Source organism: Acinetobacter sp. LT1, assembly GCF_059800965.1.
Genome location: NZ_JBBAXE010000022.1, coordinates 51,361 through 68,529 on the forward strand (window position 1 = coordinate 51,361; position 17,169 = coordinate 68,529).

Annotated in this window: 14 protein-coding genes; 1 reads left to right on the forward strand and 13 read right to left on the reverse strand. The window is 36.4% G+C overall.

The genetic code is table 11. From position 1 onward, the window contains the following. Positions 1-32: 32 nt before the first annotated feature. The 6 genes from filF to filA all read right to left on the reverse strand — a co-directional run bounded on the left by filF (position 33) and on the right by filA (position 8,168). Positions 33-1,961 carry a putative pilus system protein FilF gene (gene filF, locus WBW42_RS17240; RefSeq protein WP_032056966.1) on the reverse strand — a complete coding sequence of 643 codons (1,929 nt, stop codon included), beginning with the start codon at positions 1,959-1,961 and terminating at the stop codon, positions 33-35. An 18-nt stretch (positions 1,962-1,979) separates the two neighbouring features. Then, on the reverse strand, positions 1,980-3,266 hold the full coding sequence (gene filE, locus WBW42_RS17245) for a putative pilus assembly protein FilE (RefSeq protein ID WP_336735250.1): 1,287 nt from the start codon (positions 3,264-3,266) through the stop codon (positions 1,980-1,982). Beyond that, positions 3,260-4,924, reverse strand: coding sequence for a putative pilus system OmpP1/FadL family transporter FilD (filD, locus tag WBW42_RS17250; RefSeq protein WP_032007207.1), 1,665 nt, complete (start codon positions 4,922-4,924; stop codon positions 3,260-3,262). The genes filE and filD overlap by 7 nt, the downstream gene beginning before the upstream one ends. A gap of 18 nt (positions 4,925-4,942) precedes the next feature. Next, positions 4,943-6,112 (reverse strand): putative pilus system protein FilC, encoded by a 1,170-nt coding sequence (gene filC / locus WBW42_RS17255; protein WP_005071236.1) that lies wholly within the window; start codon positions 6,110-6,112, stop codon positions 4,943-4,945. Between the two features lie 45 nt (positions 6,113-6,157). Next, a complete protein-coding gene (filB, locus tag WBW42_RS17260; RefSeq protein WP_284106443.1) occupies positions 6,158-6,991 on the reverse strand; it encodes a putative pilus system C39 family peptidase FilB in 834 nt (277 codons plus the stop codon). Between the two features lie 301 nt (positions 6,992-7,292). Continuing rightward, complete coding sequence (gene filA / locus WBW42_RS17265) at positions 7,293-8,168, reverse strand: putative pilus system protein FilA (RefSeq protein WP_017481236.1); 876 nt, start codon at positions 8,166-8,168, stop codon at positions 7,293-7,295. Between the two features lie 354 nt (positions 8,169-8,522). Here filA and WBW42_RS17270 point away from each other — a divergent pair, with 354 nt between their 5' ends. After that, complete coding sequence (locus WBW42_RS17270; RefSeq protein WP_032056968.1) at positions 8,523-9,875, forward strand: anthranilate synthase component I family protein; 1,353 nt, start codon at positions 8,523-8,525, stop codon at positions 9,873-9,875. A 3-nt stretch (positions 9,876-9,878) separates the two neighbouring features. Here WBW42_RS17270 and hisC read toward each other — a convergent pair whose 3' ends face one another. From hisC to WBW42_RS17305, 7 genes are all read right to left on the reverse strand, one after another. Then, the gene (gene hisC, locus WBW42_RS17275; RefSeq protein ID WP_017481235.1) at positions 9,879-10,964 is read right to left on the reverse strand and encodes a histidinol-phosphate transaminase; all 1,086 of its coding nucleotides are present in this window, start codon (positions 10,962-10,964) and stop codon (positions 9,879-9,881) included. A 69-nt stretch (positions 10,965-11,033) separates the two neighbouring features. Beyond that, the gene (gene hisD, locus WBW42_RS17280) at positions 11,034-12,323 is read right to left on the reverse strand and encodes a histidinol dehydrogenase (protein WP_017481234.1); all 1,290 of its coding nucleotides are present in this window, start codon (positions 12,321-12,323) and stop codon (positions 11,034-11,036) included. Positions 12,324-12,429: 106 nt separating this feature from the next. Continuing rightward, positions 12,430-13,113: an ATP phosphoribosyltransferase gene (hisG, locus tag WBW42_RS17285; protein WP_005071248.1), complete on the reverse strand. Its 684-nt coding sequence runs from the start codon at positions 13,111-13,113 to the stop codon at positions 12,430-12,432. Further along, positions 13,113-14,369 (reverse strand): UDP-N-acetylglucosamine 1-carboxyvinyltransferase, encoded by a 1,257-nt coding sequence (gene murA / locus WBW42_RS17290; protein ID WP_002115380.1) that lies wholly within the window; start codon positions 14,367-14,369, stop codon positions 13,113-13,115. The genes hisG and murA overlap by 1 nt, the downstream gene beginning before the upstream one ends. Before the next feature lie 6 nt (positions 14,370-14,375). Next, positions 14,376-14,627 carry a BolA family iron metabolism protein IbaG gene (gene ibaG, locus WBW42_RS17295; protein ID WP_002115399.1) on the reverse strand — a complete coding sequence of 84 codons (252 nt, stop codon included), beginning with the start codon at positions 14,625-14,627 and terminating at the stop codon, positions 14,376-14,378. A gap of 138 nt (positions 14,628-14,765) precedes the next feature. Next, on the reverse strand, positions 14,766-15,104 hold the full coding sequence (hpf, locus tag WBW42_RS17300; RefSeq protein ID WP_005071251.1) for a ribosome hibernation-promoting factor, HPF/YfiA family: 339 nt from the start codon (positions 15,102-15,104) through the stop codon (positions 14,766-14,768). A 167-nt stretch (positions 15,105-15,271) separates the two neighbouring features. After that, positions 15,272-16,720: an RNA polymerase factor sigma-54 gene (locus tag WBW42_RS17305; RefSeq protein ID WP_017481232.1), complete on the reverse strand. Its 1,449-nt coding sequence runs from the start codon at positions 16,718-16,720 to the stop codon at positions 15,272-15,274. Between the last annotated feature and the right edge of the window lie 449 nt (positions 16,721-17,169).

Sequence of the window (17,169 nt, forward strand, 5' to 3'; positions counted from 1 at the left end):
TTCGCGGTCTTTTTTATATGTCTTTTATTTTTTTAAGATTTAGTCTTAATCTGATAACAATCAGCTGTTCTAAGTGTCACAGTTCCAGTCATACGTTGACCTAAAGCTTTTTCAGTCTCAGTCGGAGCAGGTGAAATATCTTTAATATTATTATAAACTTGTTGATAGAAAGCATACGGATTTAACCATGAAACTGTTTTGTTATCATAGGTAGTAAGATTCGCACCACTGGTCTGCCCTTGTAATAGATTAGCAACGTTAATTTTTGCGCCACTTACAAGTAAAGTTTGGCTACCAGTTTGAGAAGTACTTTGAACTACATTTGAATTTAGGCCTACCACAATGCCATTTAAATTCCCTAATTGAGGCACCCCAAAAATCATTCTTACTGTAATTGACTTATCATTGGTGGCCGACTCTGTTCCTCCAGTTGTGCCAATTCTGTACTGCTGAACGCCATTGTTATCAATTAAACTCGTATTCGAAACCACTCCACACTGACCAGACATGTCTGTTGCAGTAGCATTAGGTTTAATATCTGTTCTAATGTCTCCATTTTCATCAACTACAATACCCAAATCAATAGGGGCAATTCCTGCTGTATCAAATTTAAAGTTTAGAGTTGCATATAATGGGAAAATATAAGTTTGACCAGATTTGACATTATTAGCTGTTTTAAAGATCTGATTAGACAGATAGCTCGCAGGGCTTACCTTATAAATATCCATAGAACCATTATAATTTTGGTTATCAACACTCTGTTTCCATAAAGCATACTGCTGAGGATTAGGAGTTTTAGTATTTGTTAACCCGAAATATGAACTATCACGTCCTGCAATAAGTGAATCATTCAATAATTTGCCTTGATAAATCACTAAATCTTCATTTGTATTGCTAGAAGTTTTTAAACGGAATGGTTGTGTTGATTTAATTTCTGTCTGTATTGGATCAAGCCAAGTAGTTTGCGAGTCTGCAACCATTTGAGTTGGCTTAGATTTCGTCAAGACATTTAATACTGCACTAATTGCTAACTGGCTTGTAATTGTACTTGTTCCTTTCCATTGTAAACCATAACCAAATGTATATCCCCGACGATCAGATAGTAAGAATAAATTACCAAACATATGTTGGGTATTAGCGCTATTTTTTGGGCAATCTGCTAAATTAGTTAAATTACATCCATAAAAATTTTCAGATATTAAATTAGGCTCAGCCAAAGTAATATAATCTGATTGATATAACCCTACTAAACTTAAGTGTGCCAACTGCGTTACCAATTCAAAAGCTTGCGTATCTGATACTGGACTTACATCTAACCATGGTTTCAAAATATTGGCATAAGCACTATTTTTCCATTCTGTAGCTGTAATATTTTGAACTAAAATATTTAAAGTATTTTTCTTCTCATCGGTAAATTGGGTTGGCTGCAAATCACCAGCAACATGATCTCCCCTCTCTAAGCCAACGCTTTGAAAAAGTTTTACCAATGCCATTGCAACCCGCACTGTAGGATCATTCTGGTTAAGTGAGGTTGGTGTTTGCCCAGTTAATCCAATCGCCATATCCATGACTTTCAAACGTGGCGGAACAGTCATCTGAATTTTTGAAACAGTGTCTAACTTAACAGAGCCTAGTTCAATTTTTCTTGTAGCTTTGGTATCTTGCAAATAAAAACTAGCAGTATCGCCTGCTTTACAAGATCCGATAACACTATTTCCAGAAGCCTTAGTAACAAAACTTAGATTCGCTGCACTACTACAGGTAAAATTAATACCCGCTATTGGGTAATCTAAAGAGAATTGTAGACAATCACTGTTTGTTACGGAACAACTTCCATTAGCAGTAGCTCCTCCTGATCCATTTGTAGGATTCTCATTTATTGTGGAACTACCACCACCACAACCGTTTAGCATCAGTGCCAATGTGGTAAGTGCAAAAGGCCATAAAACTTTTTTATTCATTAGATATCCTACTTATTTTTAACGTAATACTGAAATTTGAATTTGTCCCTGATTCGTTAACTCATTTTCTGCCACATCTACGGCAGAGGATAATGGCGTCAACATCATGTAATGTGCTAAGGGTGGTAATTTTAAAACACCTTGGATTGATGCGTGTTGTAATAGAGTAGAAGGATACGATTTACTCTTGAAACCGCTCACCCCCTCTAAAATACACCCTTTATCATCTAAAAAAATAACTAAAGGCCAATAATATAAAGGTCTTTCATTACTAGCAGCGAATGACATAAGTTTTAAATGTTGAATTGAAGGATCAAGCTTTATCAACTCATACTCAAACTTTTCTTTAAGAGGTTTTCTTGGCCACAAATTTACTTCTTTACTTATACTGAGCTTTTTAATTGATTTATTATAATTTTTAATAAAACACTTATCTTGTTCAAAAGTTGCTTCTAAATCTTGAGAAGATAAACGTATATACGTCGGCGCTAATACCACTGCCGACTCTGTATCTTGAGTATGTCGATTAAAAAGCTGATCCAACGTTGATCGACTTAGACCTTTTTTACGTTCTATTGACTCAGTTCTGCCTAAACCATCTGGCACGATATAAAAACGTTTTTTTCCTTCTAAATTAAACTCTTGGTCTTCAAGATATTCACTATTTACATATTCTATGCCATCAATAGTAGTAAATTTAGACTTATCTTGTGAAGAATTTGGCTCAGGGGAAGCCTGTGAAGTACTTTTGATCGGAGGTGGAATTAAAAGTAATTGTTTCTGCCATTCATCATTAGATGCCGTCTGAAGTTTTACATTTTCAATAGGTGTTTTTAATTCATGACTATTTGCTGAAGTAGGCTGAGTATTTTGGACTTTTTGCGGTGCAGTCGGTGCAGTCGGTGCAGTCGGTGCAGTCGGTGCAGTCGGTGCAGTCGGTGCAGTCGGTGCAGTCGGTGCAGTCGGTGCAGTCGGTGCAGTCGGTGCAGTCGGTGCAGTATTTAATTTCTTTTGTGTTGATTGCTCCATTTTTTTTGGTGAATCGATAGTAGTTTTTTCTTTAGAAACTTTTTGAGCTGGATCAATTATAATTTTATTCGGTAGATTTTGAGATTGTATTTCCACTCTAGGAGGTAGCTGTCTTTTTTGATCAACTTTTTTACTCGGTACAATCATAGGACGCCCATCAGGACCTATAATCGTGTAAAAACCGTCTGCATAAGATACAGAGACACTTGCCATTACAACAGATAAAATTGAGATAGCAAGTTTAGGGCGAAACATCCATTTATATTGTCTTACCATTTTGTTCTATAACTCAAACCAAGCACTGTAACTTTAGTATTTGTTTTTACATCTAAACCCGCATAAGGATTTAATAAGATATTATCGACACCGCATTTATTCGATAAAGTACTTGTACAAGCTGGTATATTATCGCGACTGCGTAAGAAACCAACTGAAAGGTCTAAATCCGTATCTGCATCAAAACGGTATCCTAATCCTAAACCAAACAACTGTGCATTGTTAATTGGAACCATGGTATTGCGTTTGTCATTAGGAATAGCACTAGCTCGCGGCTCATAACCAGCTCGTAATTTTAGACGATCCGTTGCCGAATACTCTAAACCAATCCCCCAACTCCATGGTGAAGTAAATTTTAATGGTAATGCTAAAGAGTTATCAGTCACATCATTAGATAATAGTTTTGCTACTTTAAGTAATGAGATTTGACGATCAAATTCAAATTTAAATTTATCCCATGCCGAATAATCTGTCCATCCAACATCAAAATTCACTTGTAGGTCTGGCAAGATCTTGTACTTAATACCTGCCTGAAAATGTGCAGGATACTCTAGATCCATTGCAACTAAACCTGATTCAATATCAGGCACATAACCAGGAAGACCTAAAATTCTAGCTAAAATTTGACCTGTAGCAGAGGAATTCAATCCCTTAATCAATTCTTGAGGTGCTTTAGCATTATCAATTAAGTATTTGCCTTTCATACGCATCTTGGCTGAACTTTGATAAACCATACCAAAGCCAAAATCATCTGTCGGTTCCCACAACAAGCCCAGGTTATAACTTGGACTTAAAGACTGCTCCAATGAAACTTGTAAAGCTCCCATTTTATTAAATGGGTTCATTCCTTCCTGAGCATTACACATACCAAATAATAATAAGTCGGTAATCATGTCATTGTTATTCTTAAATGGTGCGCAAACCACTTCATCAACCATACGCAATACACCAAGCATCTCATTTGGAAAGCGAAGATCAGTTTTCAATGCTAGTGCGTTATAAGACATACCAATTGAGGCACCAATTGATAAGTGATCATTTACTTGAAAACCAAAAGATGGGGATAAATAGGTGATTCGCTCTACTGCAACTTGCTGCCCCATATAGTTACCAGCATTTCCATTTTCTGCTCCAAAACCAGCAACCAATGGTGCATATATCGCTGTTGCATAAGTTACTTTTGAGCCAGGTGGTTTGTAGGCAATTCCTGCAGTAGGAGCAACCAGTGGATAACCCTCCCCTAAATCAACCATTTTTTTAAGGATAGGGACATACAAGCTAGCGTATTCAACATCACCACGCACAGGTCCCTTAAAATCTGTACAAATATTAGCAGTAACCTCTGGTCCATCATTACAGACAAGAGGATCATCTGAATAACCAAAAATATTATAGCCAGGGGGGGCTGAAAACTCGCGTTGGATATCAAAATTAGCAAGAATACCCTGTACATCAGTTTGTAGCCCATCAATCTTGGCTAACGCTGCAGGGTTAAAATGAACAGCACTAATACCTGGTGGATCTGCTGTTACAGCATTCCCCATCGATAATGAACGAATATCAACAGCTAGGTTTTGTCCTAATTGAGCATTGGCAAAGCTAGAAAAACCAGAGATCACAATTGCCATTGTTAAAGGACATAATTTAGGATATTTCACCTGCCTATCTCCTTATTTTTATTTTTTGCGCAAACCTAAGATATCTAGCGGGAATGACAAACCAAGTGAAACATCTGGTGCATCCTCTGTTAAACCAAAGCCAACTGTACCGTTAACAATCGTATCAGGTGAAACACGTACCCCCAAAGCAAAAGCCATCACCGCACTACTCTGATCTGGTGACTGATATGATTCACCATTTGCAAACTGAAACTCTGAATTTAAGTTAAAGCTTTGTTGGTAAGACATGGTTAAGGACACATCATAGTTAAAGGAATAGGCAAAACCGAAAGAGAATCCTCCACTGATTCCAGGATCAAAAGATTCTAAAATACGATTACCACGTACCTGATTTAAACCAGTCTCTTTAAAACCATAATTGGCAGATGCTGAAGCAAATAAAACCACCGGATCGATATATTTACGAGTACTTGCTCCTAAACCTACAGAGTAATAACCTTTACCAGTTGAAAGTTCATTTTGAGCAACTTCATATGGACTATCGCCAGTTTTAGTAGAAACGCTACCAAACAAAACTAAAGGTAAGCGTCCTTGTTTCAATGGGAAAGGTTCCCAACGTGCACCTAATGAAATATCCCCTAACCCTGCAGTATCTGAATCACTAGCAATATCAGATTTAGCAACAAGAGGTACAGTCGCTGAAAGTGTTAAATTATCTAAAACACCATATTGAGCTGTAAAACTGTTGGTCAATGTATGCTGAGCATCTTCCCTAATACTCAATCGACTAATACTAGAATTATCATCTCCTAATGCTAAATCTAAAATACTATCGCGGTAATAGGTATAATCGAGATCATAATATGTTGAAATTTCGCCTTTTTTAATTAATGAATATTGTCGTTCATTCGAGGTAAAAACTTCTTGTAAATTGGTCTCTTGGCTCGCATCTCCTTCTTTTTTCTGTAAAGCAGTCGCGGCTTGATTTGCTTCTGGATTAGCTGATGTAGGTTCAGATTCAGTAGTGGTAGATCCATTAGTCGGAGCTAATGCATCTTCTTGCACTGAATTTGATGTTGGCGTTACATCTGATACCGTGGTCGCTTCAGAAACAGCTGTACTATTTTGTACATCTGCTTGTGCAACTTGATCATCTGCATAAAGTGTACCTGTAATAGCACTCATGCTTAATGCCAATACACTCATCTTCATCCATCGATTATTCATATTTCTTCCCACCCAATTTATTTATTTTACTAAATCAAATTTTCATTACTTACGCTTGTAATAAAGACGCATATAAGTTTCTATCGGCTGATTATGATTGGAAGAGTGACTATCATTATCCAGAACCCTTCGCATTGTTGAGGCTTTATTTGCTAAACGATCATAATTAAACGTTGGATATTGCACATCCACAAAGGCATAACGGTTAACAGTTGCATCTTCCACATGACGCATATCAGCATCTTTCAATGTTAATAAGTCTTTACGCTGTGATTCAGGCACAGAAATAACAAATAAAGTATTATTATCCCAAACCTCTTTAAAGCGATTTTCATCAAAGCTGATATTGCCTAAAGCAGGATCAGCTACATAGACTCGTCCATCTTTATAAGCTTTATATACGACAAAATGTTTAAAACCAGCATATGAAATGGGAACAATCGCAGGTTGACCTAATTTAACTAAATCAGAGAACTCTCCTCGATAACCGCCACTATCCAAACCAATAGCAGTTACGAAACGCTTCATATCAAGTAGTGAAAAGCTACGGCGGTCAATAATTCGTTGATACTCACCATACTGAAGTAAACCACTCATTGTTTGTTGTTCAGTTAAGCTTGTACCCACATAACCATTCAACAAAGTTGTAAGTGCAGCTGAACCACAGCTATAGTCATATGCTTGTCGAACAATACCGCGAAATTGATCTTCTATCGCTGGCTTAATCGTTACAGGCTCAATATGATTTCGGCGAAAAGATAAATTACGTGAATCGGCCGTTTCTGTATAATAAACAGTTCCCGGTGGCTTTTTTTCTATTTCGAAGGCTTCTGTCGCAAAGTAATATATCAATGCTGAGCCCAAAGCAATCTCTAACATAAGCACTTGTTCTAAATGGTGGCCAAACCGGCCTTATTCATTTTATTCTTAGAGCAATAGCTCTACATCCCTGTGTGTTGAAGATACCTTTTTTTTTTGAAAAAAACAGCCTTTTTTTAATTTTTTTTGATGAACGTTTAGTTTTATAAAAATAGAGAGACTTTTATGCTTAATTTAAGTTGATTTTTAAATTAATAGATTGTTTTTATCAATTAAAATATATTTTTATATAACAAAATTAGATGAGTTAATAAATTAAAAAAGCGCGTATTAAACGCGCTTTTTTACTAAAGCTTTTAAATTAGTGACCAGAAATTGTAATTGTAGAAGTACCAACATTAATACCTTGGATTTCCACATCACCAATTGAAGCAGCAGTATTTGAACCTAAACGAATACCCTGTGCATAGACATTCATGCCTTGAGCACTATTATTTTGAATTTTTAAGCCAGTCGGTACAACAGAAATATCTGCATTCACATCTAAGTTACCAGTTGTATTACCAGCACCACGGACCATAACTTTATCCAAGAAGATTTTACCACCGCCAGCGGCATCGTTAATACCTAGGTTAGATAGAGTTAAACCACCTTGTAAACTTGAATTTACTTTAATCATTGCACCTTGTGGCGTAGCACCTAATTGAACATTAGCTGAAATAGCGCCTAAAGATAAATCCAAACCAGAAAGAATTTCAGTTGGAGCAGCTTCTGTAATACCACGTACAGCAGTAGTTTCATTTAAAGTACCAGAACTACCAACACCAATAGAACCAACTTTTACATTAACTGCCCCTACATTTGCAGCAACGTTTAAAAACGCGCCATTTGTAGCAGATGCACCAACGCTATCAATTTTAAGATCCAATAGATTCTGTGTCGTATCTACCTGCGTAAGGGTTATCGCTTTACCGCCAGTTGCCGTTGTACCTGTGATTGTAATTGCACCTGCAGTTGCTGCAGCACCAGTAATACCAGTAGCAGGATCCAAACCATCATTGTCATGAATAAATAATTTATCGATAGAAATACCGCCAGTACCTAAAGCGATACCGATATTAATACCATCTTGACCAGTAGCAGCACTAAGCGCAGCATCGTCCATTGACTGCATTGCCATTGCATTTGCACTGATAGCTAAAGAAGAAACTAAAGCAAGTTTAGTAAACATTTTCATTGAGCACTCTCCCAAGAGCATTTATTTTTTGACTTAACCACTCTATTGTCTCAAGTTGCATTTTTCTTTATATGGCAACCGAAACTTCCAGTCCTTGAGTAGTTTTGCTTAGCAATTACTAAATTACATCTACGTTAATTTTTGTTCAACTAGTGTTGTGCATTTTTTGCCAATTACCCGACAAACGGTACACTCAAGTTTTTCTACACAAACCTTGCTAAAAACAATAAATTCTCAGTTAAAATTTCGTTCATTTTATCAGCAAAAAGTTTAGTACTTAAAAGACTTTCTCCTGATGAAGTACAACTTATAGTAAACTAACTACTCTCTCATTAAACACTCTTTTATTTAAAAATGTCTCAGTTAAAGAAAAAAATCTCTTTATATAGTAAAAATGCTGCCGATATTTTAAAAAAATTAGATGGTTTAACTGGGCTTATTTATTTAAATGACAACAACAACCCAACTATTGGATTTCTTCCGCAAGATTATATTATTATTCAAAATGAAAATTATTTAGAATTTGAGCGCCAAAATTTTAACGAATATAAAAATAGATCAAAATCAAATCAACTTTTAAATTTCATTCAATTTAAAGAAAATAATTTAAGTAAAGATATTAAATCAACAACAAGTTTTATAGGTGGTTATATTGGTTTTATCAGCTATGATTTCAGTGCGCATCAATTTATTAATGGGCAAAATCATATACAACCTTCTTTATTCCTAGGTCAATATCGATCTTTTTTAAAATATATAGATAATGATTGGTATTTTTTTAGTGATGAAGAAAATGCAATTGATCTATTCTCATATATTAAAAATAAAATAGAGAATTTTGGTTCCAATAACTCTAAAAATACATTTGAATTAAAAACCACTATTCAACCAAGATGGTCTAAAAAACAATATTTCGATGCTTTCTATAAAATACAAGAATATATTAAGGCTGGAGATTGCTATCAAATTAATTTAACCCAAGAGTTTAAAGCTAAATTTTCAGGATCCTTATTAAATAAAGCTAAAGATTTATGGCAACTTACAAATGCTCCATATGCAGGTTATTTAAAATTAGATGATTTTGAATTATTAAGTTGCTCTCCCGAGCTTTTCATCGAGTTCAATCAAAATAAACAAATTAAAACTAGACCTATTAAAGGCACAATGCCTCGCTATGAAAATGCAGAAAAAGATTTTATTTCTAAACAAACCTTAAAAAACTCTCAAAAAGACCAAGCAGAAAACGTGATGATTGTCGATTTATTACGTAATGATTTGAGCATTTATGCCAATACAGGATCTGTAAAAACAACAAAATTATTCGAGATTGAAAGTTTTAATCAAGTACATCACATGGTAAGCGAGATCGTTGCGACTCTTAAAGATGATATTAATCCTATGCAAATGCTGCTCTCTGCCTTACCAGGAGGTTCAATCACAGGAGCTCCCAAAATTCGGGCAATGCAGATCATTGAAGAGCTAGAGGAAGCTTCAAGAGGTGCATATTGCGGGACATTGGGTTACTTCAATTTTGATGGAACTGGTCGCTGGAATATTCTCATCCGTAGTTTTCAACAATATCAGAATCAGCTCTCTTTATGGGCAGGTGGTGGTATTACGATTGCATCAAATGCAGAAGCAGAATATCAAGAAAGTCTTGATAAAGTCTCTGCTATGCTGAACTTAATGAACAGCACAGCAGAGTAAAATTTAGAGAATATCTTCTTTTAATGTATGTACTAAACGCTCATTTTGCTCATCAGTTCCTACAGTAATTCGCAAGAATTGATTAATACGAGGCTTATTGAAATAGCGCACAATAATGCCCTGCTCACGTAATTGCTGTGCAAGCTGACCTGCATCATGCGATGGATGTGAAGCAAAAATAAAGTTTGCTTTAGAAGGTAAAACTTTAAAGCCCAAAGCAGTTAATTCATCTACTAACTTTTCACGACTAGAAATAACTTTTTGACATTGTTCTTCAAAATAAGTTTGATCTTCAAAAGAGGCTACCGCTGCTGCAATTGCAAAACGATCAATAGGATATGAGTTAAAGCTATTTTTGACAGCTTCAAGTGCAGCAATTAAATGAGACTGAGCAATCGCGAAGCCAACGCGTAAACCCGCAAGAGAGCGAGATTTTGAAGTTGTTTGGCACACAACCAGATTCTCATAGCGATTTACTAAACTCACCGCTGATTCTGCACCAAAATCAACATAAGCCTCATCAATGACAACCACTCGATCTGGATTAGCTTTTAAAATTTGTTCGATTTCTGCTAAGCCTAGTGCAATACTTGTTGGAGCATTAGGGTTTGTAATAATAACCCCACCATTTGGTTGCACATAATCTTTAACTTCTATCTCAAAATTATCATTGAGTGGGATTTCTTTAGTCTTTGTACCAAAAAACTGACTATAAACTGGATAAAAGCTATAAGTGATATCTGGATAAAGAATTGGTTCATCTTGAAGAAAAAATGCTTTAAAAATATGAGCAAGTACTTCATCTGAGCCATTACCAACAAAAACTTGCGAAACTTCAATATCTTGTTGCTTAGCAATCGCATGTTTTAATGCCGTAGCATCTGGGTCTGGATATAAACGCAATGCATCAGCCTGATGAGTTAAAACAGCTTGAACTGCTTCAACTACTTTTGGTGATGGCGGATATGGATTTTCATTTGTATTGAGCTTCAATAAATTCTGAATTTTAGGCTGTTCACCAGGAACATACGGCTCTAACTCACGAACTTCTGGACTCCAAAAGCGCATTTGTGCTGTAGATAAAGTCATGGTCTTATCTCAAAAAAGGGCTGAAAACCAGCCCTGAGTAATAATTAAAAAACTACAAGGTTTATAAGCTTATTGATAACGATAGCGAGCTGAGCGTGCATGGGCATCTAAGTTCTCTTGAACAGCCAATATATCTGCTGTCTTAGCTAACGATTTGACTCCATCTTTCGAACACATAATTAAGCTCGAACGTTTTTGGAAATCATAAACACCTAATGGAGAAGAAAAACGAGCAGTTCCAGAGGTCGGTAATACATGGTTTGGGCCTGCACAATAGTCACCAATTGCTTCAGGTGTATAGCGCCCCATGAAAATTGCTCCAGCATGGCGAATATCTTCACTCATAGCCTCGGCATCATCTAAGCAAAGTTCCAAATGTTCTGGTGCAACTTGATTAATCAAATCAATTGCTTCTGCACGGTCCTTTACTAATACCAAAGCACCACGGTTTTCAATCGAAGTTCTCGCAATGTCTGCCTTTGGCAATTCATTTAAATGCTTTTCAATTGCCAACTCTACCGCATTAAGCAAAGCTTCATCAGGAGTAATGAAAATAGCTTGAGCAACTGTGTCATGTTCAGCCTGAGATAAAACATCCATAGCTAACCAATCTGCATTATTTTCACCTTCTGCATATACTAAAATTTCAGAAGGTCCAGCAATCATATCAATACCAACCTGACCAAATACAGCGCGTTTGGCAGCCGCCACAAAACGATTTCCAGGGCCAGTAATTTTATCTACAGGTGGAATAGTCTGAGTACCATAAGCAAGAGCTGCTACAGCTTGAGCTCCCCCAATAGTGAATACTCGACTCACTCCTGCAAGGTAAGCCGCAGCTAGAACCAATGGATTTAATTCACCGTTTGGTGCAGGAACAACCATAATAATTTCAGGTACACCAGCAACATGGGCTGGCACTGCATTCATTAAAACTGAAGACGGATAAGAGGCTAAACCACCTGGTACATAAATACCCACACGGTCTAGAGGTGTGACTTTTTGTCCTAATGTATTACCCAAATCATCTATATAAGTCCAGCTCTCTTGTTTCTGAGCTTCATGAAATGAACGAATACGCTTTGCTGCTAACTCTAGAGCATCACGAATTTCTGGGCTTAAATTATCAAAAGCAGTTTTAAGTTGTTGTTGAGATAATTCTAAATCTGAAAATTGATGCGCAGGATGTCTATCGAACTGTTGAGTAAGCTTCAAAACATGATCATCACCATGCTGACGAACATCAGCAATAATTTGATCTACTGTTTGCACTAAATTAAGATCATTTACAGTTTCAAATGCTAAAAGCTCAGCAAAAACCTGTTTGAAGTTCTGATCTTGAGTCGATAAACGTCGCATCAATTTACCCACAAGGCGAAAAAGAAAAACCAAGTTTACTCTTTTTCTAAGCGCTTGTGGGCATCATCTGAAGCAACTATCACAAAAGCATGATGGGAAATTGCTTTTAACGTGATTGAACAGCTTGCTCAAGCTGTGAAATGATTGGATTTAATAGAGTTTGCTTACGTTTAAAACTAGCTTTATTTACAATTAAACGTGAAGAAACTTTGCAAATTTCCTCTAATGGCTCAAGACCATTCGCTCTTAGCGTATTACCAGTGTCGACCACATCGACAATGTAATCACCCAAACCCACCAAAGGCGCTAACTCCATAGAACCATAGAGTTTGATCACATCGACTTGCTCACCTAAGCTTGCATAATACTGACGTGTAAGATTGACGTATTTCGTGGCAATTTTTAAACGGCCTTTTGGACGTTCCATTCCCACTTTACCAGCAGTCATTAATTTACACTTAGCGATTTTCAGGTCAAGTAGCTCATATACATGCTGAGCGCCATGTTCCATCAACACATCTTTGCCTGCTACACCTAAATCTGCTGCGCCATTTTCTACATAGGTAGGCACATCAGATGCACGTAAAATCAAAATACGTACTTGCTTATGCGTAGTAGGAAAAATCAGTTTGCGGGACTTTTCCGGATCTTCGAGCAAATTAATACCCGCTGTAGCTAGTAAAGGTAACGTCTCTTTTAAGATACGTCCTTTACTGAGTGCCAAGGTCAAACCATGATCAAAATTGCCCATCACATCAAAATTAGGATCATCGTTTCTTACATCATTCATTAACTTACTCGCTTAATTTTGGCACCTAAACCTTGAAGTTTCTCTTCGACATGCTCATAACCACGGTCAATATGGTAGATACGGTCAATTAAGGTATCTCCTTCTGCCACTAAAGCTGCCAAAACTAGAGAGAACGAAGCACGCAAATCTGTTGCCATTACAGGTGCAGCCTGTAAAGTTTCTACTCCAGTCACGACAGCATCATGACCTTCAACCTGAATATTAGCACCCATGCGTGACAATTCAGGAACATGCATAAAACGATTTTCAAAAATCGTTTCAGAGATAGTTGCAAATCCACGACCAATAGCATTTACAGCCATAAGCTGAGCTTGCATATCTGTTGGAAACTCTGGATGTGGCAAAGTTCTAAAACTTACAGCTTTAGGGCGTTTGCCTAACATATCAAGTTCGATCCAGTCATCACCACGAGTGACTTCGGCACCCATTTCTTCAAACTTATCCAAAACAGATTCAAGTAATGCAGGGTCGGTATGTGTAGTTTTGACACGACCGCCCGTAATTGCCGCAGCAGCCAAATAAGATCCCGTTTCGATACGATCAGCTACCACAGCATATTCACAGCCATGCAAACTTTCTACTCCAGTTACAACAAGAGTATCAGTATCAAGTCCTTCAATCTTAGCGCCCATTTTAATGAGCATTTGAGCAAGGTCAGTGATCTCAGGCTCACGAGCTGCATTACGAATAGTCGTAACACCATCAGCTAGTGCAGCAGCCATCAAGATGTTTTCAGTACCGCCAACGGTAACCATATCAAAAACAACTTCGCCACCTTTTAAACGACCTTCAACTGAAGCATGGACATAACCATTTTCAACTTCAATATGTGCACCTAAAGCTTCTAAAGCTTTTAAATGTTGATCAACTGGACGTGATCCAATTGCACAACCACCTGGTAAAGAAACTTTCGCATTACCGTAACGCGCTAATAATGGTCCTAAAACCAAAATTGAGGCACGCATTGTTTTTACTAGCTCATAAGGAGCAAACTGATTATCTAAAGTAGAGGTATCAGCTTTTACTGTGTCATTTTCATAGCCGATTGTAACCCCTAAACCACCAATCAACTTGACCAAAGTATTTACGTCTTTAAGATTTGGAACATTAGTGATCGTAATTGGAGAGTCTGCAAGAATAGTTGCAGCAAGTAATGGTAAAGCTGCATTTTTAGCACCAGAAATGCGCACTTCCCCGTCGAGCTTAACACCACCCGTAATTAAAAATTTATCCATTAATATTTAAGCTCCGAAAAGGCTTGCTTTACGCCATTCATCTTTGGTCATTGCACGAATTGTTACCGCGTGAACTTCGCCACTTGCAATATAAGTATTTAATGGTGCATAAACTAATTGTTGGCGAGCAACAGTACGCTTACCGTCAAATTGATCATCCACAATACGGAGGTCAAATTTTCCGGCCTGTCCGCTCACCGCTACTTCCGCTTCAGGGAAAGCTTCTTTTAAAATTTGAGTGAGCTGTTCACTATTCATTGCAAAGACCTCTGACACAACCTAAGGTGTAAAACGAAGTATTTTACTATAACTTTTTCAAAGAATTCAGTACGTGTTTATATTTTATCAATAAAAAAGAGGCTATGTTTCAAGCCTCTTTCAATTATATAAAACTTATTAAATAGAAACAGCAACTTGCGAATAAGTGCACTGCATTTTCCGATATTTTAATAATTGTTTTTTTAATTTTTCAGTTAGTTTTTTAATTGAAGTATACATATCATCAGCAGTTGCCTGAGCAAACAACTCAATTCCCGGCAATCTTACAATAGCCTCTGCAACATGGTTCGAACTACCTTTATGAGAGCGCTTATCAATTTGATGATCTTTTGTTAATTTAATCTGCATACTATTCACCTGATCTAAGTGTTTTGTTAACTGATTAAATTTTGATTTAATATTTTCTTCTATAGCTGGTGTAATTGCTAAATGATGTCCACGAATCGTTATTTGCATAATTCTATCCCTCACCTTTTTTAGGTTATCTAAAGAAGAACTAAAACGATTTAATGCTATCAAAAAGAAAACTTAGAACAATTAAACCATTTTAGTTACTCTCTTGGTGAAAATGAAATTTCATTATTTCGTCATAATGAATCTCTAGAATAGCCATACTTCAAAATTCAGATCAAGACTTTTCTTTCAGACGACGAAGGAATATGTAACGATTCTCGATATTTTGCAACCGTTCTTCGAGCCACTTCAATTCCCTCATCCTTTAACAATGTAGCAATTACATTATCTGACAAAGGCTTACGTGGATTTTCGTTGGCGACTAGTTTCTTAATCATTGCCCGAATTGCGGTGGAAGATGCCTCTCCCCCTGCTGTTGTTCCTACATGGCTAGAGAAAAAATATTTCAACTCAAATAGACCACGAGGCGTAAGCATATATTTATTTGTAGTTACACGAGAAACTGTAGATTCATGCAATTCGACTTCTTCTGCCACGTCTCGAAGAACTAGCGGCTTCATCGCTTCCGGGCCTATTTCCAAAAAAGCTTTTTGATGCTCTACGATACAAGAAGCTACTTTTAATAACGTTTTATGCCTTTCATCAATACTTTTGATAAAGTTTTTCGCCTCAAGCATTTGGTTACGTAAATATAAATTATCCTCACTCTGATCTGCTCTACGAATCATACTAGAGTAAAAAGAATTAATTCTTAATTTAGGAAGTACATCTGGGTTTAGCTGAACCTGCCAATGTAAATCTTTTTTTGAAACCACTACATCGGGAATTTGATAATCAGATTCTTGCTTATCAAAATCCATACCAGGATAAGGTTTTAACGTTTTTAAAAGATTGATTGCAAATTTTAATTGGTCTTTCGTTAAACCAGTTTGTTTGAGCAATTTATTAAGATCATTGGCTATCAAAAGCTCATAATACTGCAATAGATTTTTTGCTTCGTTTAGATATTCAACATCTTTCGGTAGAAATTCGAGCTGTACCTTTAAACATTCCGCTAAATTACGTGAACCAATCCCTAAAGGATCAAGTCGTTGAATGTGTTTTAAAACAACTAAAACCTCATCTTCTTCGATCTCTTCCTCAATATCCATTTCATTCAATAATTGTTGTGCCGCTAAAATTATTTCTTCAATTTCAGCATCTAAAAATCCCTTATCATCTAATGCATCAACAATACAATAAGCAATTAATTGATCTATTTTAGAAAAATGCAAAAGGTTAACTTGTTCTAGAATATGTTCCTTTAGCGACAATTGAACTTGGCGATTATCTTCTCGCTCTTCAAATTCTGGAGTAGCCAAAGCTGTTGATTGATGGGTATAAACATCATCCCACTCTGTATCAACAGGTAAATCATCAGGTAAATGATCTGCATTTAGCTCAGTCGTTAAGTCATCCGATTCTTTATTTTCTAATGCAGCCAGACTCTCCGTTAGTGATTCTTCTTCTATTTTTTCAAGTAAAGGATTACTATCTAGTTGAATCTGAATTTCCTGTTCAAGCTCTAAACTAGAGAGTTGTAACAAACGAATCGCCTGCTGCAATTGAGGTGTTAACGATAGAGAATTCGCTACTTTCAATCCAACAGATAATTTCATATATTTCATTTTCCATAAAACAAGCAAAAATCATGCCTATTCAATATTTATAACATATAGTCTCCATTTGTCATACATATCCAACTGAAATTTGCAGAAGAAAAAAGAGATTTTTCCAATTATAAAAATAATCTTATTAAATTAATTCTATCAAACATAGTTCTCAAATAAAGTCAGACGCGAAATCTTGTTATAAAAAGTTAATTAAGAGGAGGTAGTTCTCTTTTAATTTTGTTTAATTGATTACCCTTCGATTGTATAGTTTTTCTATTAAATTTAAAAACTCAAGTCATAGTTTAATTTTATGTTTATTTCCCACACATATATTTTTTCTGCCCCAATAAAGAAACACCCCCATTCATTAGAACGGGGGTGTTTAGAATAATGAGCTGGCGATGACTTACTCTCACATGGGTAACCCCACACTACCATCAGCGCTAAGAGGTTTC

Coding starts and splice junctions, on each gene's coding strand:
- WBW42_RS17270 (WP_032056968.1), top strand. CDS start 8,523: ATGTCTCAGTTAAAGAAAAAAATCTCTTTATATAGTAAAAATGCTGCC.
- hisC (WP_017481235.1), bottom strand. CDS start 10,964: ATGACTTTATCTACAGCACAAATGCGCTTTTGGAGTCCAGAAGTTCGT.
- filE (WP_336735250.1), bottom strand. CDS start 3,266: ATGGTAAGACAATATAAATGGATGTTTCGCCCTAAACTTGCTATCTCA.
- filA (WP_017481236.1), bottom strand. CDS start 8,168: ATGAAAATGTTTACTAAACTTGCTTTAGTTTCTTCTTTAGCTATCAGT.
- filB (WP_284106443.1), bottom strand. CDS start 6,991: ATGTTAGAGATTGCTTTGGGCTCAGCATTGATATATTACTTTGCGACA.
- filF (WP_032056966.1), bottom strand. CDS start 1,961: ATGAATAAAAAAGTTTTATGGCCTTTTGCACTTACCACATTGGCACTG.
- WBW42_RS17305 (WP_017481232.1), bottom strand. CDS start 16,720: ATGAAATTATCTGTTGGATTGAAAGTAGCGAATTCTCTATCGTTAACA.
- hisD (WP_017481234.1), bottom strand. CDS start 12,323: ATGCGACGTTTATCGACTCAAGATCAGAACTTCAAACAGGTTTTTGCT.
- murA (WP_002115380.1), bottom strand. CDS start 14,369: ATGGATAAATTTTTAATTACGGGTGGTGTTAAGCTCGACGGGGAAGTG.
- hisG (WP_005071248.1), bottom strand. CDS start 13,113: ATGAATGATGTAAGAAACGATGATCCTAATTTTGATGTGATGGGCAAT.
- filC (WP_005071236.1), bottom strand. CDS start 6,112: ATGAATAATCGATGGATGAAGATGAGTGTATTGGCATTAAGCATGAGT.
- hpf (WP_005071251.1), bottom strand. CDS start 15,104: ATGCAAATAACGATTCGTGGACATCATTTAGCAATTACACCAGCTATA.
- ibaG (WP_002115399.1), bottom strand. CDS start 14,627: ATGAATAGTGAACAGCTCACTCAAATTTTAAAAGAAGCTTTCCCTGAA.